Source organism: Kaistia defluvii, from assembly GCF_040548815.1.
GTDB classification, from domain to species: Bacteria; Pseudomonadota; Alphaproteobacteria; order Rhizobiales; family Kaistiaceae; genus Kaistia; species Kaistia defluvii_A.
This window is the reverse complement of the sequence record NZ_JBEPSM010000004.1, coordinates 321,324-338,232: the sequence shown is the minus strand read 5'-3', so window position 1 is coordinate 338,232 and position 16,909 is coordinate 321,324. Positions and strand designations below refer to the sequence as shown.

The 16,909-nt window shown below is 64.8% G+C and carries 15 protein-coding genes; 7 read left to right on the top strand and 8 right to left on the bottom strand.

All coding sequences use genetic code 11. The features are described from left to right. Positions 1-27 precede the first annotated feature (27 nt). A complete protein-coding gene (locus ABIE08_RS21715; RefSeq protein WP_354553993.1) occupies positions 28-1,086 on the bottom strand; it encodes a LacI family DNA-binding transcriptional regulator in 1,059 nt (352 codons plus the stop codon). Positions 1,087-1,282: 196 nt separating this feature from the next. Between ABIE08_RS21715 and ABIE08_RS21710 the strand changes: the two genes are divergently transcribed. The 6 genes from ABIE08_RS21710 to ABIE08_RS21685 all read left to right on the top strand — a co-directional run bounded on the left by ABIE08_RS21710 (position 1,283) and on the right by ABIE08_RS21685 (position 7,905). Further along, positions 1,283-2,140, top strand: a complete 858-nt coding sequence (locus ABIE08_RS21710; RefSeq protein ID WP_354553991.1) for a MurR/RpiR family transcriptional regulator — start codon at positions 1,283-1,285, stop codon at positions 2,138-2,140. Positions 2,141-2,560: 420 nt separating this feature from the next. Next, positions 2,561-3,571: an ABC transporter substrate-binding protein gene (locus tag ABIE08_RS21705; RefSeq protein WP_354553990.1), complete on the top strand. Its 1,011-nt coding sequence runs from the start codon at positions 2,561-2,563 to the stop codon at positions 3,569-3,571. A gap of 143 nt (positions 3,572-3,714) precedes the next feature. Beyond that, a complete protein-coding gene (locus ABIE08_RS21700) occupies positions 3,715-4,293 on the top strand; it encodes a hypothetical protein (RefSeq protein WP_354553988.1) in 579 nt (192 codons plus the stop codon). 64 nt (positions 4,294-4,357) lie between these two features. After that, positions 4,358-5,209 (top strand): ABC transporter ATP-binding protein, encoded by an 852-nt coding sequence (locus ABIE08_RS21695; RefSeq protein WP_354553987.1) that lies wholly within the window; start codon positions 4,358-4,360, stop codon positions 5,207-5,209. After that, positions 5,206-6,810 carry an ABC transporter permease gene (locus ABIE08_RS21690; RefSeq protein WP_354553986.1) on the top strand — a complete coding sequence of 535 codons (1,605 nt, stop codon included), beginning with the start codon at positions 5,206-5,208 and terminating at the stop codon, positions 6,808-6,810. The genes ABIE08_RS21695 and ABIE08_RS21690 overlap by 4 nt, the downstream gene beginning before the upstream one ends. Before the next feature lie 153 nt (positions 6,811-6,963). Further along, positions 6,964-7,905, top strand: coding sequence for a dihydrodipicolinate synthase family protein (locus ABIE08_RS21685; protein WP_354553984.1), 942 nt, complete (start codon positions 6,964-6,966; stop codon positions 7,903-7,905). Positions 7,906-8,002: 97 nt separating this feature from the next. Here the strand turns inward: ABIE08_RS21685 and ABIE08_RS21680 are convergent, their stop codons facing one another. From ABIE08_RS21680 to ABIE08_RS21655, 6 genes are all read right to left on the bottom strand, one after another. After that, positions 8,003-9,919, bottom strand: a complete 1,917-nt coding sequence (locus tag ABIE08_RS21680; protein ID WP_354553983.1) for an ABC transporter substrate-binding protein — start codon at positions 9,917-9,919, stop codon at positions 8,003-8,005. Positions 9,920-10,044: 125 nt separating this feature from the next. Next, a complete protein-coding gene (locus ABIE08_RS21675; protein ID WP_354553982.1) occupies positions 10,045-10,938 on the bottom strand; it encodes an ABC transporter ATP-binding protein in 894 nt (297 codons plus the stop codon). Between the two features lie 11 nt (positions 10,939-10,949). Further along, on the bottom strand, positions 10,950-11,909 hold the full coding sequence (locus ABIE08_RS21670; protein ID WP_354553980.1) for an ABC transporter ATP-binding protein: 960 nt from the start codon (positions 11,907-11,909) through the stop codon (positions 10,950-10,952). After that, positions 11,909-12,751 (bottom strand): ABC transporter permease, encoded by an 843-nt coding sequence (locus ABIE08_RS21665; RefSeq protein ID WP_354553979.1) that lies wholly within the window; start codon positions 12,749-12,751, stop codon positions 11,909-11,911. The genes ABIE08_RS21670 and ABIE08_RS21665 overlap by 1 nt, the downstream gene beginning before the upstream one ends. A 2-nt stretch (positions 12,752-12,753) precedes the next feature. Then, the gene (locus tag ABIE08_RS21660) at positions 12,754-13,752 is read right to left on the bottom strand and encodes an ABC transporter permease (RefSeq protein ID WP_354553977.1); all 999 of its coding nucleotides are present in this window, start codon (positions 13,750-13,752) and stop codon (positions 12,754-12,756) included. A 178-nt stretch (positions 13,753-13,930) separates the two neighbouring features. Further along, on the bottom strand, positions 13,931-15,034 hold the full coding sequence (locus ABIE08_RS21655) for a glycoside hydrolase family 172 protein (protein ID WP_354553976.1): 1,104 nt from the start codon (positions 15,032-15,034) through the stop codon (positions 13,931-13,933). 337 nt (positions 15,035-15,371) lie between these two features. On the opposite strand from ABIE08_RS21655, the gene ABIE08_RS21650 reads away from it, so the two are divergent. Next, positions 15,372-16,133 (top strand): GntR family transcriptional regulator, encoded by a 762-nt coding sequence (locus ABIE08_RS21650; RefSeq protein ID WP_354553974.1) that lies wholly within the window; start codon positions 15,372-15,374, stop codon positions 16,131-16,133. A gap of 37 nt (positions 16,134-16,170) precedes the next feature. Here ABIE08_RS21650 and ABIE08_RS21645 read toward each other — a convergent pair whose 3' ends face one another. After that, on the bottom strand, positions 16,171-16,896 hold the full coding sequence (locus tag ABIE08_RS21645) for a ribonuclease activity regulator RraA (protein ID WP_354553973.1): 726 nt from the start codon (positions 16,894-16,896) through the stop codon (positions 16,171-16,173). Positions 16,897-16,909 lie beyond the last annotated feature (13 nt).

Sequence of the window (16,909 nt, the reverse complement as noted above, 5' to 3'; positions counted from 1 at the left end):
GCGAGACCGTTGTCAATCGCCGTTCGGTCAGAACTTTAGGTGCGGTGCGATACCGGCCGACCGGCGCACCACCAGCCGGGTGGGCAAAACCGTTGACATGACGACGCTCCGGCCCTCGATCGCGTCGAGTGCAGCGCGAAAGCCGAGCCGGCCGAGATCTTCCATCGGCTGGGCCACGGTGGTCAGTTGGGGCGCCAGGTTTGCCGCCAGCGTGTCATCGAAGCCGATGATCGAGATGTCCTCGGGCACGCGGAGGCCCTCTTCATAGATCCCCTGCAGCGCGCCGGCCGCAAGGATATCGCAGGTGGCGAAGATCGCCGTCGGGCGTTCGGGCAGCGCCAGCAGCGCCTTGATGTGGCGATAGCCTTCGATGCCGGAACCGCCATCCTCGATATGGTAGTAGCGTCCCAGCCGGATCAGGCTTTCGTCGATGGGGATCCCGGCCTGCCGCAGGCCCTCGCGATAGCCGGCAAGGCGCTCGTCCTCGACGCTGGTGAAATGCCGGTCGCCGCGGTTGATAAGTTCGGGGTGGCCGCCGATGAAGGCGATGCGTCGGTGGCCGAACTGGACCAGATGGGCGATCGCTTCCAGCGCGCCGGAGAGATTGTCGACCCGGATGGAAGGCGCTTCGATCGTTGCCGCGCGCTCTAGCTGGATGACAGGGATCGCGGCCTCCGTCAGCAACTGGACATTGTGGCGATCGATCGCGTTGGTGAACAGCACCGCGTCGACCCGACGCTCTATGAAACGCTCGACACCGAGGCGTTCGCGTTCGGCGCTGCCATTGTGGTTGAACAGGAAGGTCTTGTAGCCCTCGGCCAGCGCCTCTTCTTCCGCCCAATGCGCGACATTGACGAAGAAGGGGTTGGCGGTGATCGCGGTCAGCATGTGCCCGACCGTGAAGCTGCGCTGCTGGCGAAGCCCGCGAGCCACCGCGTTGGGCCGGTATCCGGTCGCCTTGATGGCTGCCTCGACCCGGCTGCGGGCGACCTCCGAGACATAGCCCTTGGCCTTCAGCACCCGGGCCACGGTCGCCGTCGATACACCGGCGCGTTGAGCGACTTCCAGCAGCGTCGAGGGCTTCATTGCCACACTCCATCCCCCGAATGGCTGTAGCGATTGAACAGCCCTGAGGCAAGGCGGGGCTGGCTTGCAACCGTGCCGCTTGGATTTTGGGTGGGTAGCGGTTACGGAAGAACGGGTCGGGGGCGCTTCTTCTCCCGCACTGAATCCACAAGGGTCGCCTCCCAGGGGACGGCGCCGGGGTGGCGATGGAGCCAACTTGATTTCGATCGCGGAGCGGATCCATTCCAAATACCCGCATATGACGGGGGCCCTGCAGAAATTCGCCGATTTCGTGCTCGCGGAACCGGTGAAGGTCGCGCGGATCAGCATCCATGAGGCGGTGAAGGATCTCGACGTTTCCGTCGCCTCGGCCAATCGGTTCGCGCGGGCGATCGGCTATTCCGGCTATGCCGAATTCCGCACCGAGCTGATCCGGAGCTTCGAGCCGGCCTTTGATCCGGTCAAGCGGCTGCAGGTTCAGGTATCGCGCAGCTCGACCAGCCTCGACGTGTTCAAGGCCTCGATGAACGAGGATATCGCGAATGTGCAGAACACGATGGACGCGCTCAGCGACGAGCGCGCCAACCAGGCGGTCGACGCGGTGCTGGCGGCCCGGAACATCATCGTCTTCGGCCTCGACAATGGTGCCAGCTGCGCGGCGATCCTGAGCAACGAGCTGCAGCGCCTGCGCCGCAACGTGACCTCGATCGCCAATTATGGCGGCGCCATCGGCGTCGCGCGACAGTTCACCGAGCTCGACCGAAACGATCTCGCGATCGCCATCGCCTTTCCAAACTACATCAAGGACGTGATCCAGCTCGCAAGCCTCGCCCGCGCCCGCGGCACCAAGGTGCTTGCCATCACGGACAGCCATCATTCGCCGCTGGCGCCGCTCGCCGACATCAACCTGTTCTGCCGCGCCGAGCGCCAGTTCGGCTCGATGTCGAACGCCAGCGCGATCACGCTGATCGAGGCGCTGGTCGCCGCCGTTGCCCACCGCACCAAGCGGGCCGTCGAGCTTGCCGAGCAGTATACGGCGCTCGAACTGCCCTGGCTCGAACGCCCCGGTCCGTAGGTCCGCCGGCGGATCCCGCGAGCCGCAAGCCTCTTCCTCTGCCATCGAACGAATGCCGCATGCCGTGGCCGGCCTCTGGCCGTGCGTGCGCGGCTGCCTACGCCGTACGGTCCGGTCGCCTTCGTGTGGCGTCGGCGCGTGCCACTGTGCGGGCGGACTGACGCGGGAATGATCAGTCCATCCTCATCTTGCTAGGCAACACAGCGCGGCACCTTGTTTTCGCTGGTGTTTTCGACCGGCGGCATGGCTACCATTTCAGCACTCGGCCTGATTGTACAAATTATAACGTCGTGACAGTCTTCATGTAACGCGATGTTCATAGCCGGATCGGAAATGGCCGTTCCCCGGCGACGGATCTCCCGCTCTCGAGCCTGGAATACGCCTTCGTCACACCCAGAGTATCTTTCGGAGCCCATCGATATGGATAGACGGACCTTCATCAAGGTTAGCGCCGCCGCCCTCGCGGCTCCGGCCCTGGTTACCTCCCGCGCCCTGGCCGACACGCCGAAGCTTGGAAAGATGGCCTACCAGCTTGGCTGGGTGAAAAACTTCCAGTTCGCCGGCGAGTACATCGCCGATGCGAACAAGTATTTCGAGCAGGAGGGGATCGCGGTCGATCTGCTGGCGGGCGGTCCGAGCGTCTCGGCGGAGCCGATCGTCATCTCCGGCAAGGCGCTGATCGGGCAGAACAGCACCGACAACACGGCCAATGCGGTCGCCAAGGGCGCGCCGCTCAAGATCATCGGCACCAATTACCAGAAGTCGCCGTCCTCGATCATCTCGCTGACCAAAACCGGGCTCAAGGCGCCCAAGGATCTGGTGGGCAAGACGGTCGGTATCCAGGCCAACAATCAGGTCGTCTGGAACGCCTTCCTGAAGATCAACGGCATCGATCCCGCCAGCGTCAACACCGTTCCCGCCCAGCATGATTTCACGCCGCTGGTCTCCGGGGAACTCGATGCCTTCTTCGGCTTTTCCAACGACGATGTCGTCCAGCTGCGCCAGAAGGGCCAGGACGTCAGCTACCTGCTGATGGCGGACTACGGCTACCCGATGTTCAACTGCAACTACCTCGTCACCGAGGCGACGCTGAAGGACAAGGAGAAGCGCGCCCAGGTCGTGGCCTTCATGCGCGGCGCGATCCGCGGCTGGCAGGAAGCGGTCAAGAATCCGGCGCTGTCGGCCCAGCTGACCGTCGATGTCTATGGCAAGGGCAACGGCCTCGACAAGGCGGCGCAGGAGAAATCCGCCGCCGCGACCAACGAGCTGATGGTCACCGCCGACACGCAGAAGCACGGCCTGTTCTGGATGACCGACAAGTCGGTCGACGAGACCATCGCCACGCTGGCAACGGCCGGCATCGTCGCCAAGAAGGACCTCTTCACCAACGAGATCCTCGAAGAGGCCTTCCAGGGCAAGACCACGCTCTGAGACGGTTTCGCCGGGCGGCTCACGCGCCTGCCGGGCCGCCCGGCGACCCAGGCCATCGCAGCAGCGGAGCCGCCTTCTGCATTCCCGACGTCCCAGGCTTCCATGTCCGGGACCGACGGCTTTCGTTCGACAGGAAATCCAGCATGACCCAGAATTACCAGAGCGCGGATGTCTGGTCCCGCACCAAGACGATCAACGGCTATCCGGTCGATGAAGTCCGGTCCGTCTTCCAGAAGTCGGTCCGTCGCGGCTGGCTCGAGGAAGCGATCCTGGCCGCGTTCGAACTGCATCAAAGCGGCCTCGAGACGGAAGAGCTGCTCTGGCGGCGGATCGAGATCATCGCCACGGAAGAAGTCGGCTTTGGCCTGGTGACGGCGCCCGCGATCATCGAGGCGCTCAACGCCCAGCGGCAGCGCTATTCCGATCGCACCGAGCGCTGGATCTATGCCGTTCAGGCGGTTCGGATCATCGTCACCAACAAGAAGGACCGCACCGCGCCGCAACTGGCGCAGTGGGCGATCGAAGTGACGTCGCGCGGCGAGCGCCAGTTCGAGATCCAGGATTTCATGGTCGATTATCACACCCGCCGCGGTGTCGAGCTCGGCCGTGGCCCCGAGCACTGGACGAGCGCCGGCGGCGGCGATCTCGAAAACATGCTCGAGGGGGTCGATACCAAATATCTCGACTATTTGAACGCGCTCCGCGCCAAGACGCCGGCCTGATTCTGGCATGGCGCGGCCTGCATCCTGCGCCGCGCCACCCGCAGGCCGAAACGGGATCCATCCGATGGAGCAGTCCAACGTGACGTTCGAGATGAAGCCGAGGGCGAACCCGTCGACGCGTCCAAACGGGGATGCCAGCGGCATCGTGCTCTATGGGCTCTCCAAGAGCTTTTCGCTGCAGGGGCGCATGGTGACGGCCCTGCATGACGCGGATCTGCGCACTCCGGCCGGGTCCTTCGTGTCCCTGCTCGGGCCGTCGGGCTGCGGCAAGTCGACGATCCTGCGGATCCTGGCGGATCTCGAAGTGCCCACCAATGGCAGCGCGCTGATTCATGGCAAGTCGCCCGGTGTATCGCGCGCCAACCACGAGATCGGCATCGCGTTCCAGGATGCCTCGCTGCTCGCCTGGCGTTCGGTCGAGGACAATATCCGCCTGCCGCTGGAGATCAGCGGCATGACGGGGCAGGACGCAGCGGTCCGCGACCTGATCGCGCTGGTCGGCCTCCAGGGCTTCGAGAAGGCGCGGCCGGCGCAGCTTTCCGGCGGCATGCGCCAGCGCGTCGCCATTGCCCGCGCGCTGGTCAACCAGCCGAAGGCGCTGCTGCTGGACGAGCCGTTTGGCGCGCTCGACGACATGATGCGCCAGCGGCTCAATCTCGGCCTGCAGCGGATCTGGATGGAGCGCCGCACGACCACCGTGCTGGTGACGCATTCGATTTCGGAGGCCGTTTTCCTGTCCGATACGGTGGCGGTCATGACCGCGCGCCCCGGACGCATCGTCGAGACGCTGGCGATCGACCTGCCGCGCCCGCGCACGCCGGAGATGATGCGCACGCCAGAATTCCACCGGCTTTGCGACGTTTTCAGCGAGTTGCTGTTCGGCGCTAAGGCCGACGACATGGAACCGGCCCTATGACCGCGGCGACTCTGGTTCAGCCCCTCGACCGGCTGCGCGCGTTGAACTGGGCCGGAATTCTGTATGCGACCGCAGGCCTTGCGGCCCTCGTGCTGCTCTGGCAGCTGGCGGTGCTCTTTATCTCCTCGGGCAATGGCACGATTCCGTCTCCGCTCCAGATCGCGCGGCAGATGCATTCCGACGGCTTCGCCTTCTATGCGGATGCGGCCTCCTACACGGTTTCGGCGGCGTTTCGCGGCTGGCTGTGGGGCAACAGTCTCGCGATCCTGCTGGCTCTCGTCGCCGTCGCCATTCCGTTTCTGGAACGGCCGATCCTGCAGCTCGGCATCGTCTCCTATTGCCTGCCGATCGTCGCGATCGGGCCGCTGATGATGATCCTGTTTTCCGGCGATACGCCCAAGGTGGTGCTGGCGGCGCTATCGGTGTTCTTCACCACGCTGATCGGCACGGTGACGGGCCTTCGCCATGTCGACCGCACCATGCTGGACCTGGTGCACGGCTTTGGCGGCGGCACCTGGCACAAGCTGTTCAAGGTCCGGCTAATCTCGGCCCTGCCGCACCTTTTCGCCGCGCTGCGCATTGCGGCCCCGGCGGCCATCCTCGGCGCGATCGTCGGCGAATATATGGGCGGCACGGAAACCGGGCTCGGTCTGATGCTGGTCAATTCGCAGCAGGCAATGGAGATTCCCCGGACCTGGGCGATCGCGGTTGTCGCCAGCGTGCTCGCGGCAATCGCCTATGCGGCGACCAGCCTGGTCGCCCGCCTGATGACGCCCTGGGCGCGGGAAGTCTCCACCGACATTGGCGGCCTGCATGCGAAGGCCGGCGGCCAGGGCGGCTGGGCGATGGCGATCGCCTCGGCGGTCGGTTCGCTCGGCCTCGTGCTTTTCGTCTGGTGGGCGATATTGCGCGGCTTTTCCGTGCCGCCCTTCTTCGGCAAGGGCCCGCTGGAGGTCTGGAACTATCTCGTCGACCCGCTGATGGGCGCGCAGAACCGCGCGCAGTTGATGCGGGAGGCGGTCGTCACGATCCGCGACAGCGCGGCCGGGCTTGTCGTCGGCACCGTGGCCGCCGTCCTGGTCGCGGTCGCTTTCAATCTCTGGGGCGGGGTCGAGCGCGCCTTCATGGGCGTGGCGATCGCGCTGCGCTCGATACCGCTCGTCGCGATGGCGCCGCTGGTGACCTTGGTGTTCGGCCGCAACATGCTGGCCGTCGTCATGATCGGCGCGATCGTCACCTTTTTTCCGACTCTGGTGAACATGACGCTGGCGCTGGCGCAGACGCCGGCCCGCTCGCGCGACCTGATGAAGGTCTTTGGCGCCTCGCGCTTCAAGACGCTGATGACGGTGCAGATTCCAAGCGCGTTGCCCGCGCTGTTCACCTCGCTGCGCACCGCTGCGCCGCTCGCCATCACGGGCGCCTTGCTGGCGGCCTGGCTCGCGACGGGCAAGGGGCTCGGCTATGGGATCGTCACCACGGCCGCCGTCTCGGATTACGAGGGGCTCTGGGCGCGCGTCGCGCTGACGACCGCCTTTTCCATTCTTCTCTATGCGTTGATCGGGCTGGTCGAACGCATCGTCCTCAAAGCCTACGCCAACTAGCCCGGCCCCCTTCGCCCCCGGCAAAGACCGTCGCCGCCAATCGCGGCGCGATGGCGCTCGCCTTGCTCGTGGCCGACGCCCTCCCGCTTCCACCCCCGGCCAGCCGTCCTTCGCGCCTGACCTTCCTCCCCCGATCGTTCCCCGGAGCCTGCCATGAAGACCACCCCCGTCACGCCCGAAGACCTCGTTGCCTCCATCATCGCGTTGCCGCCCATCGCCCGGAATTCGGATGGCGGCATTAACCTCGGTGAAAGCCGCAAGATCGTCGATTGGCTCGCCTCCGCCGGGGTCCGCTCGTTCATGTATGGCGGCATCGCCAACCTGTTCCATGCGAGGCTCAGCGAATATGGCGCGGTGCTCGACCTGATCGAGGCCGTGGCGCCGTCCGAAGACGCATGGATGGTGCCGGCGATCGGCGGCGACTATGGCAAGGCGATCGACCAGGTCGCTATGCTGCGCGAGCGCGATTTCCCGACCGCGATCCTGCTGCCGTTCTGGCTGGTGCAGCCGCAGGGCGTGGCGACCGGCATCCGCAAGCTGGCCGACGCGTACGGCAAGCCGCTGATGGTGTTCTTCAAGGCGCTCGATTATCTGACGCCGCAGGACGTCGCGGCGCTGCTGAAGGATGGTGCGCTTTGCGGGGTCGAGTATGGCATCGTCCCGGATGAAACCGGCCAGTCGCCGCATCTGACCGCGCTGCTCGACCTGGTCGGCTCGGCCGACCGCCTGATCGACGGCGCGGGCGAACTGACCATCGTCGAAAGCTCGAAATACGGCATCCAGGGCTACACCTCCGGCACGGGCCTGTTGGCGCCGCACATCTCCCAGGCTTTGCTGGAAGCCGTCAAACGGGGAGACCGCGCCGCGATCGACAGCCTCAGCCAGGTCTTCGTGGATTTCGACGCCGCGCGCGGCGCCTATTCGGCGATCCCCGTCGTGCATGACGCGATCCGCCTGGCGGGCATCGCCGATACCGGTCCGATCGGCCCGTTCTTCGAGACCGCCTCGGATCCGGCGATCGTCGCTGACATCACGCGCATCGCAAGGGAACTCATGCAGGCCAATGCGGACTTCAGGCTGAAGCAAGACGCATAGCGTCTCATCGCATCGGGGCGGGAGAGATCTTCCAGTCAGGTTGAAAAAAGGTCCGGGGGCTCGCGCCCCCGGGTCCGGTTCGATGAAGTCGCCGGGATCAGCCCTTGTTCGGCTCGATCTTCGCGGCGATGAACTTGAAGTTCGACCACCACCACCACGGGCCCTCATAGTAGTTCTCGGCGCTCGGGTAGTTCTTCCAGTAGGTCTCGTTCACCGGGACGAACTTCGAGGTGCCGAACATCTCGATCGAGGGCAGGCCCTTGACCAGATCCTTCAGCATCTCGGTGCCGAGCGGCACGATCTGCGGATCGTCGGCCGGGATCGAGCGCAGCGTGTCGATCTTGGCGCTGAGCGCATCGTCGACATAGCGGCCCTGGTTGGAAGAGGCCGCCGTGCCGTTCGGGCGGACATAATCCTTGTGCCAGCCTTCGAGACGGACGAACGGATCCGGCACGATGCCGCACGAGGCGCCCCAATAGGAGCCGACTTCATAATTGCCGGTGTTCTCGGCCGTGAAGAACGGGCCGTCCTGCATCTGCTGCACCTTGGCGTCGATGCCGAAGGCGACCCACTCATTGGCGGCGGCGAAGGCAAGGCGCTGCGATTGCACCTCGAAATCGGCCGGAGCCAGGATGTTGATCGTCCAGGGCTTGCCGTCCGGCATCAGCCACTTGTCGCCTTCCTTCTTGAAGCCTTGGGCTTCCAGCATCTTGGTCGCCTGTTCGGGATCGAACTTCCACCAGCCGACGCCGAGCAGGTCGCGGAGCTGGTCCGGATCGGTCGGGATCGCCTCGACGCTTTCCGAGCGCAGCTGCTCGCCAAGCCGGACGGCATAGTCGGCGTCGAAGGGCTTGTAGCCGTCGGCGAGCGCGAACTCCTTCAGCCAGGGCACCATCGGCTTGTGATAGGTGTCCATCAGCACCTTGGTCGGCGGCAGGGCCAGCGGCGAGGCGCGCAGCATGCCGGAGAAGGTGGCGATCGAGGCCTGCTGCAGGTTCATGGCAAGCGCCAGCGCCCAGCGGGTCTCCGCCTTGTCATAGGGCGGCTTCGACGTGTTGAAGTGGATGCCGCGCTCGCACGGATCGTCGAGGTTGGCATAGGGGAAGCCCTTGAACCACGCCTTCACCTTCGGATTCTGCTTCTGCAGGATATCGAGGCTTTCCGGCGAAATGTCCGTCAGGATGTCCATCTGGTTCTGCGCCATGGCGAGGACGCGCTTTTCCTCGGTGCCATAGGAGCGGAACAGGACATATTGCGCCTTCGGCTCGCCGACGATCTGGCCGACATCCGAGTTCTTCCAGTCCTCGCGCTTCTCCCACAGGAACCACGAGCCGTTCGGGTCGGAGCTCTTGTACTTGTAGGCGCTGATCGTGACCGGCGGGAAATTGGTGAAGGTGGCCGGGTCTTCCTTTTCCCAGATGTGCTTGGGTACGACGTGGAACGGGTTGCCATAGATCAGCGAGCCGAGAACCAGCGACAGGCGAGGCGTCGGCTTGGTCGTCTCGATCTCGATCGTGTTGTCGTCGACCTTCGTGAACTTCTTGATCGCGGCGTTGAAGGCCGCGCTGTAGGCGATCGCCGGGGTCTTGGCGATCATGTCGGCGGTGAAGACGACGTCATCGGCCGAGAACGGCTTTCCGTCGCTCCACGTCAGGCCCTCGCGCAGCTTGACGCGGAATTTGGTGTAATCCTTGTTCAGCGCCTCCGGCATCGCGGCGGCGAGATCGGGGATCTGCTTGCCCGAGGCGGTGTCGATATCCCACATCAGGGCCGAGGCCATCTGATGCATGCCCTGGTTGATCGTGACGCCCTGCTGGTAGGGGTTCATCGTTCCCGGGTTGGCGACGCGGGCGTTCAGCATGTCGACGATCAGCGTCTGGTCGCGCGGCGTGCCGACGTCGGTCATGTCCTGGGCAAAGGCGGGCGCCACGGTCAGCATGGTGCTGGCCATGAACAGGGCGGCGCCGAGGACGGCGATGCCCCGGCGGCGTGGAGTCCTGGAAGTCTCGGTCATGCGTTCCTCCTCGATGGTATGGTGCAGTCCGGCAGTCGGACGGCGGGTTCGACAGTGAGGCTCTCTGTTTCTGGCGGTCGGCCCCTTGGCAGCTGTCGGATCCGGCGTCGGTAGGTTGGTTCTCCTCAGGCCCGCGCGCGGCGCGGTTCGGCGTCGCGTTCGCGTGCATCGGCCTTGATCTGCTCGATCTCGGCCCAGCGCTCGCCAAGACGCGGAATGGCGCCCATCAGCTCGCGGGTATAGGCCTCGCGCGGATTGGCCAGGATGTCCTGCGGCACGCCGGCATCGACAATCCGACCCGTGTTCATGATCACGACGTGATCCGACAGATAATAAGCCGTCGAAAGATCGTGCGTGATGTAGACGAAGGAGACGCCTTTCTCCTCCTTGATCGTCTTGAACAGGTTGACGATGTTCATCCGAAGCGACGCATCGACCATCGAAACCGGCTCGTCGGCGACGATCAGGCGCGGGTTGGGGATCAGCGCCCGCGCGATCGAGATGCGCTGCAACTCGCCGCCGGAAAACTGGCGGATATATTTGCCGCGCACCCGGTCGAAGGAGAGCCCCACCGAGCGCAAGGCATCCTCCACGACATCGGCGCCGTCCGTGGTCTTCTCCGCCACCTTCAGGTTCCTGGCCGTGTTGATCAGGTAGCTGTCGAGCGGCAGGTAGGCGCTGAAGGCTTCGAACGGGTTCTGGAAGATCGGCTGCACAAGGCGCCGGAACTCGAAATCGTCGATCCGATCCTTGTGCTTGCCGGTGAGAGGCCGGCCGCCAAGACGGATCTCGCCGCTGGTCGGCTCGACCAGACGCAGGATCATGCGGGCCAGCGTCGTCTTGCCGGAACCGGATTCGCCGACGATGGAAAAGACCTGGGGCTGCGACGAAAGGGTTAGCGAGACGCCATCGACGGCGGCCAGCTGCTTGCCGCTGAACAGGCCGCCGGCGCGGTAGACCTTGCGCAGCGCGTCGATCTCGAGGACCGGCTTGTCGTGCGGGACGGGCGTGGGGGTCATGCGCGTTCCCTTCAGCGGAAATGACAGGCGGAGGCGTGGTTCGGCGCCTTATCGACCAGAGGCGGCGAGCTTTGGCGGCAGATCGCCTGCGCCTCGGGACAACGCGCCGCGAAACGGCATCCGTCCGGCGGCGAGGCCAGGCTGGGCGGCCGGCCCTCAAGGCCAACGCGCTCGCCCTTCTGGCCGACGCGTGGCAGCGCGCCGATCAGGGCCTCGGTGTAGGGATGGCGCGGATTCTCGAACACCTCCGACGTCGGCCCGACCTCGACGATCTTTCCGGCATAGGCGATCGCGATGCGGTCGGTGATCTGGTAGTGGACGCCGAGATCGTGCGAGACGAGCACAAGCGTGTTCTTCAGCCGTCGCTGGATCTCGACCAGCATCAGCAGGATGCGCTTCTGCACGACGACGTCGAGCGCGGTGGTCGGCTCGTCCGCGAGGATCAGGCGCGGCCGGACGAAGGCGGCGATCGCCACCAGCACGCGCTGGCGCATGCCGCCGGAAAGCTGGTGCGGATAGCTGTCGAGCACCGTTTCCGGCAGGCCGAAGCCGGCGAGAAACTCGACGATGCGCTGGCGCAGCTCGGCCTTGCTGCCCTTCTTCTCGCGTTTCGGCAGCGCGTCGACGATCTGGTTCTCGACCTTCATGATCGGGTTCAGCACGCTCATCGAGCCCTGCGGCACGTAGGACATCACGTCCCACCAGAGGTCCTGGAACTTGGCGGCCTCGCTGGTGGTGACGCGGCCGCTCTCCGGATCGGTGAAGCTGCCCTTGACCGTGCCGCCGGCCATCTTCAGGCCGCCGGAAAAGTCACCATAGAGCGTGCGCATCAGCGTGGACTTGCCGCAGCCGGATTCCCCTGCGATGCCGAGGATCTCGTTGTCCTGCACCGTCAGGGTCACGTCATCGACGGCGGCGACGAAGGCCTCGGGCGTGCCGTAGCCGGCGCGGACGTTCTTGAGCTCGATCATCAGCCGATCCTCCGGGCCGCGGAACGGATCGCCAGACCCGAAGAGATCAGGAACAGCGAGATGAACATCAGCACGATGGCGAGCACCGGGGCGCCGACCCAGAGATAGCGTTGCGCCAGCAGCGCCTGATATTTGAGCGCCCAGTAGATCATCGTGCCGATCGTCGCCTGCTGCGCGCTCGACAGACCGATGACGGCGAGACTCGTCTCGGTGGCGATGCCGACCAGCACCGTGTTGATGAAATTGGCCGCCGACCAGCCGGCAATATAGGGGAAGATGTGCCGGCCGAGGATCTTCAGCCGGGACTCGCCGGAGAACCAGGCGACGTTGATGAACTCCCGCTCGCGCATGGTCAGCGCCACGGCGCGCACCTGACGGCCGGGATAGGGCCAGTTGAACAATACCAGAGCGACGCCGACGATCGGCAGCGACAGCTGGCCGCCGAACAGGGCGGCGAGCAGGATCAGGATCGGCAGGCTAGGGATGCAGAGCAGCGCATCCATGAAGAAGGATAGCACCCGGTCGAGCCAGCCTCCGGAATAGCCCGCGGCGAGGCCGGCGAAAACGCCGATCAGCGTCGAGAAGAACGCGACCGTGAGGCCGAGGATCAGCGAATTCTGCAGCGCCCAGGTCAGCAGCCAGAAGATGTCCTGGCCGAGATTGGTGGTGCCCAGCAGATGATGCAGGCTCGGACCCTGGTTGCGGGGCGACTTGTACCAGGTCAGCGGATTGACCGGCGCGAACCAGGGCAGGATCAGGCCGAGGATGACGAAGATCAGAAGTAGCGACAGGCCGAGGCCGAGCCGGAAGGAGCCGATCTTGGGGAGCTTGAAGGAGCGCATGATCACCTCGCCCGGATGCGCGGATCGAGGAGCGGGTAGATCAGGTCGATGATCATGGTGGCGGTCGCGACCGCGATGATCGACAGGCTGATCGTGCCCATCAGAAGATTATAGTCGCCCTGGATCACGGCCATGTAGATCAGGTGGCCGAGGCCCGGATATTCGAACAGGATTTCCGTGACGATCGAACCGTTGAACATCAGGCCGATCTGCAGGGCGAGGAAGGTTATCTGCGGCAGGATCGCGTTGGGCAGAACGTAGCGCGTCAGGATACGCCCGTCGCCAAGTCCCTTCAGGCGGGCGTAGCGGACGAATTCTTCCTCGGCGAGCTGCGTCGTCTGCGCCTTGGAACTGATCACCCACCAGCCGAACACCACCAGCACGATCGAAAGCGCCGGCAGGATGGAGTTCCAGATCACGCTCTTGATGAAGGCGAAGCTCCAGGGTGCGCCATGCACCGAGGCCGTCAGCGGAAAGATCGGCCAGACATAGGAGAACAGGATCGAGAGAACGAGGGCCAGGATGTAATAGGGGATCGGATAGACGACGATCGCGAGCCCTTCCATGATCCGCGACGAGGCGCGATTGGGGCGCCATCCTGCCCAGAGCCCGACGAAATTGCCGAGAACCCAGGCGATCAGCGTTGAGGTCAACAGCAGCCCGAAGGTCCAGGGCAGCGCCTGCGCGATCAATTGGCTGACCGGCGTCGGGTACATCGCCAGCGACGGTCCGAAATCGCCGGTGAGCACGATGCGCTTGACGAAGTTCCAATACTGCGTGAGCAGCGATCCCTGCAGCCCGAAGGCGTCGGTCAGCGAAGCGCGGAGCGCATCGGACTGGGCGGCGTCCATATAGGCGCCCTGCGAACTGACCTTGGCCAGCATCGCCTCGACGGGATCGTTGGGTGCAAAGCGGGGAACGAAGAAGACCACGGTCAAGCCGAAGGCGATCACCAGTATGTAGGAGATCAGTCGGGTTGCGATCTGGCCGAGAAGTCTCATGGGCGGTAGTCCCGTCCTGTTGCATCGGGCTCAGGAGGTCGCTCGGGCGACTTCGCCCGGACGGCCTGGTCTTTCCGGAGTGTGGCGCCCCGGAAAGACTTGCTGGATGCGGCCGTTTCGGGCCGGGGAGGGCGGCAAAGAGACTTCGCCGCCATTCAGAAAGACCTGCCTCCGCGCCTCAGATGATCTCGAGGTAGTCCGCGTCCGGCAGGGGCGGGAAGGGCGCCGCGGGAATCGTCTGGTACCAGAACGCGACGGAGGCGATGTCATCCTGCAGCGGCAGATAGCGCCGGTTCTTCTTTTCGGTGCGCCAGCCGATCGCCTGGATCGTCACCTTGAGGTCCGTATCGAAGCGGATCGGATCCATGATGTGCCAGCGATACATGCCGAAACGGGTCTGCGACTGGTAGGTCCCGTCGGGCCTGAGCACCTGCGGCAGGCCGGCATAGGCGGTCGAATACTCGCGATAGGCGCTGGTCATGTTGGGATCAATGACGCCGCCGTCGAAATTATAGGCGCCGCAGAAGTAATCCTCGGTTCCCGTGCCGCAGATGGTCGGGAATTCCTTGTCCCCGTCCATGAAGAACTTGATCTCGCCTTCGCCCCACCAGCCGGCATTGTTGACGCCCCAGGCCATGTAGGTACCGACATAGTGGCCCTGACCCTTGACGCCATCGAGGATCGTGTAGTCCTCGCCAAACGGCAGCGGGTTAGTGCGGCGGAACTGGGCGTGGAAATAGGCGGCGTCCGCGGGGACGTCGGTCAGCGTGTAGTTGATCTGGTAGTAGAGGATCACCGGCTCGACGGGATCGCGGTTTTCCAGGGTAATCCTGGCCCGCTTGCGGAACGGCATCTCCCAGTAACAATTGAAGGCGCGGCCCGGATTGACGCAGACGGCGAGGGAGGAAACCTGCGCGAAGCGATTCCAGCCGCAGGCAAAGAAGTCGCCCAGCGGGGATTCGACCGAGGGCGTCTCCTGGTCGTCCCAATGAATACGCAGAATCAGGTTGCGCCAGCGGACATTCGAGACGACGCACCAGATCTGCTGGATCGCGCCGGGGCCCTCAACGTCGCCCATGACAAAGGTTTCGCCGGGCTGGATCTCGACCGAAGGCGAGACTTTCCAGCCGAGTCCGTCGCCATTCTTGCCGAGGCCGCGGGCGCAGCTGGCGCCCGTGCCCTCCAGCGCCATGCCGCCCTTGCCCTTCTCGCCGGTGAAATTCTCCGGGCTGATCGAGCGGGTTTTGGCCTTGGACAGCCGCGAAAGGTTCCCGAGATTCATCCCAAGACCGGAAAAGTCCTCTGACATTTTTCCTCCATGTCAGTGCGCGCGAGATAGGGCCGCCGAGACCATCAGATCTTCGGAGGTGACAAGCAATGGAACGTCTAGACAGATTTAGGGCGTTAGCTGACAAGGCCGTCCCGGCGCAGGACATGAATGTCCGGCGATCAAAGAGGCTGACAGCACTCTATGCTTGCTGCTTTGGTAGTGGCGTTACCTTGGCGTTTGGTTTCCAACCGGGAAGTCTGTTCTTATTATTTTGATCATATTGATCAATCGCTGTTGTTCAGCGGGTCTTATTATTGTGAGATGCTAGGATCCTAGTTTGGGGGTGTCAATGGCCATCGCAATGTCGAAGCGAAAAACTGCCGGAGCGGCCGAGCGGCTGCGGCGAGACGATCCGTTTCCCGCGGACGCGGCGATCGACCGCTCGCGCCCGATCGGCGAGCAGGTCTATGGGCTATTGCGGCGGGCGATCGCGCATTGGCGTCTGTTGCCCGGGGACCCCATTCCCGAGGCGCTGGTGACGGGGCGCTTCGATATTTCCCGGTCGCCGCTGCGCGAGGCATTTCGCCAGCTTGCCTCCGACGGGCTCGTGGTGATCCGCCCGCAGGCCGGCACCTATGTCTCGCCGGTGGACCGGCTGCGCTGGGAGGAGGGGCGGCTCATTCGCCGCGCGCTCGAGATCGAGGGCATCCGCCATGCTGCGCAGCATGTCACCCAGGCTAATCTGGACGAATTCGAGTTGTTGCTGCGCCAGCAGCGCCGGGCTGCCGAAGGGGAGCATTTCGCGGAACTGATCGATCTCGACGACCGATTTCATGCCGCAATCTGCAATCTGAGCGGCTTTCCCCGGCTCTGGCGGATGATCGACGGCGCCAAGGCGCAGATCGACCGCACGCGCTTCATGGCCCTGCCGGCGATGGGGCGAGCCGATGCAACGCTCGACGAGCATCAAGGGATCGTCGAGGCGCTCGCTGTCCGGGATCCCGAGTTGTCGGTCCAGCTTCTGGTCCGCCATCTCGACCGCTCCGACGAGGCGATGGCCCAGCTTTTCGCGGGGGAAGACTTCTTCTCGGGCCTGTCGCCCCGCGCTTGATGCCGAGCCGCCTTCACGCGCACCGCCCGCGGCGGCCCTAGAGGCCCTTCTCCTGGCGCCACCGGGCGTAGTCGGCCTGGGCCTTTTCGCTGGTGGGGGGGTAGAGGCCGATGATCGGCGCGCCGGCCTCGACCTGTTCGAGCACGAACACCTCGAACTGCTCCATGCCGGTGCACTCGTTGGCGATCTCATCGGCAAGGTGGGCGGGAATGACCATGACGCCGTCGCCATCGCCGACCAGCACGTCGCCGGGGAAGACCGCCGCGTCGCCGCAGGCGATCGGCACGTTGATGTCGAGCGCCTCGTGCAGCGTCAGGTTGGTCGGCGCGCTGGGGCGCTGGTGGTAGGCGGGCATGTCGAGCTGGGCGATGCCCTCGGCATCGCGAAATCCGCCATCGGTGACGACGCCGGCGCAGCCGCGCTTGGCCAGCCGCGTGATCAGGATCGAACCCGCCGACGCGGCGCGCGGATCCTTGCGGCTGTCCATCACCAGCACGTGGCCGGGCGGACAGGTTTCCATCGCCACGCGCTGTGGGTGATCTGGATTGCGGAAGACTTCCATCGGGTTGCGGTCTTCGCGCGCCGGGATGTAGCGCAGCGTGAAGGCCTGGCCGACCATGTTGCGGCCCTTCCAGCGGACGGGGCTGACGCCCTGGATGAACTGGTTGCGCAGGCCGCGCTTGTACAAGGCGCTGGCGACGGATGCGGTCGAGATCTTCGACAGCTTCGCCCGCGTCTCGTCGGAAAGGATGTAGGTGCTCATGTCGCTCACGATC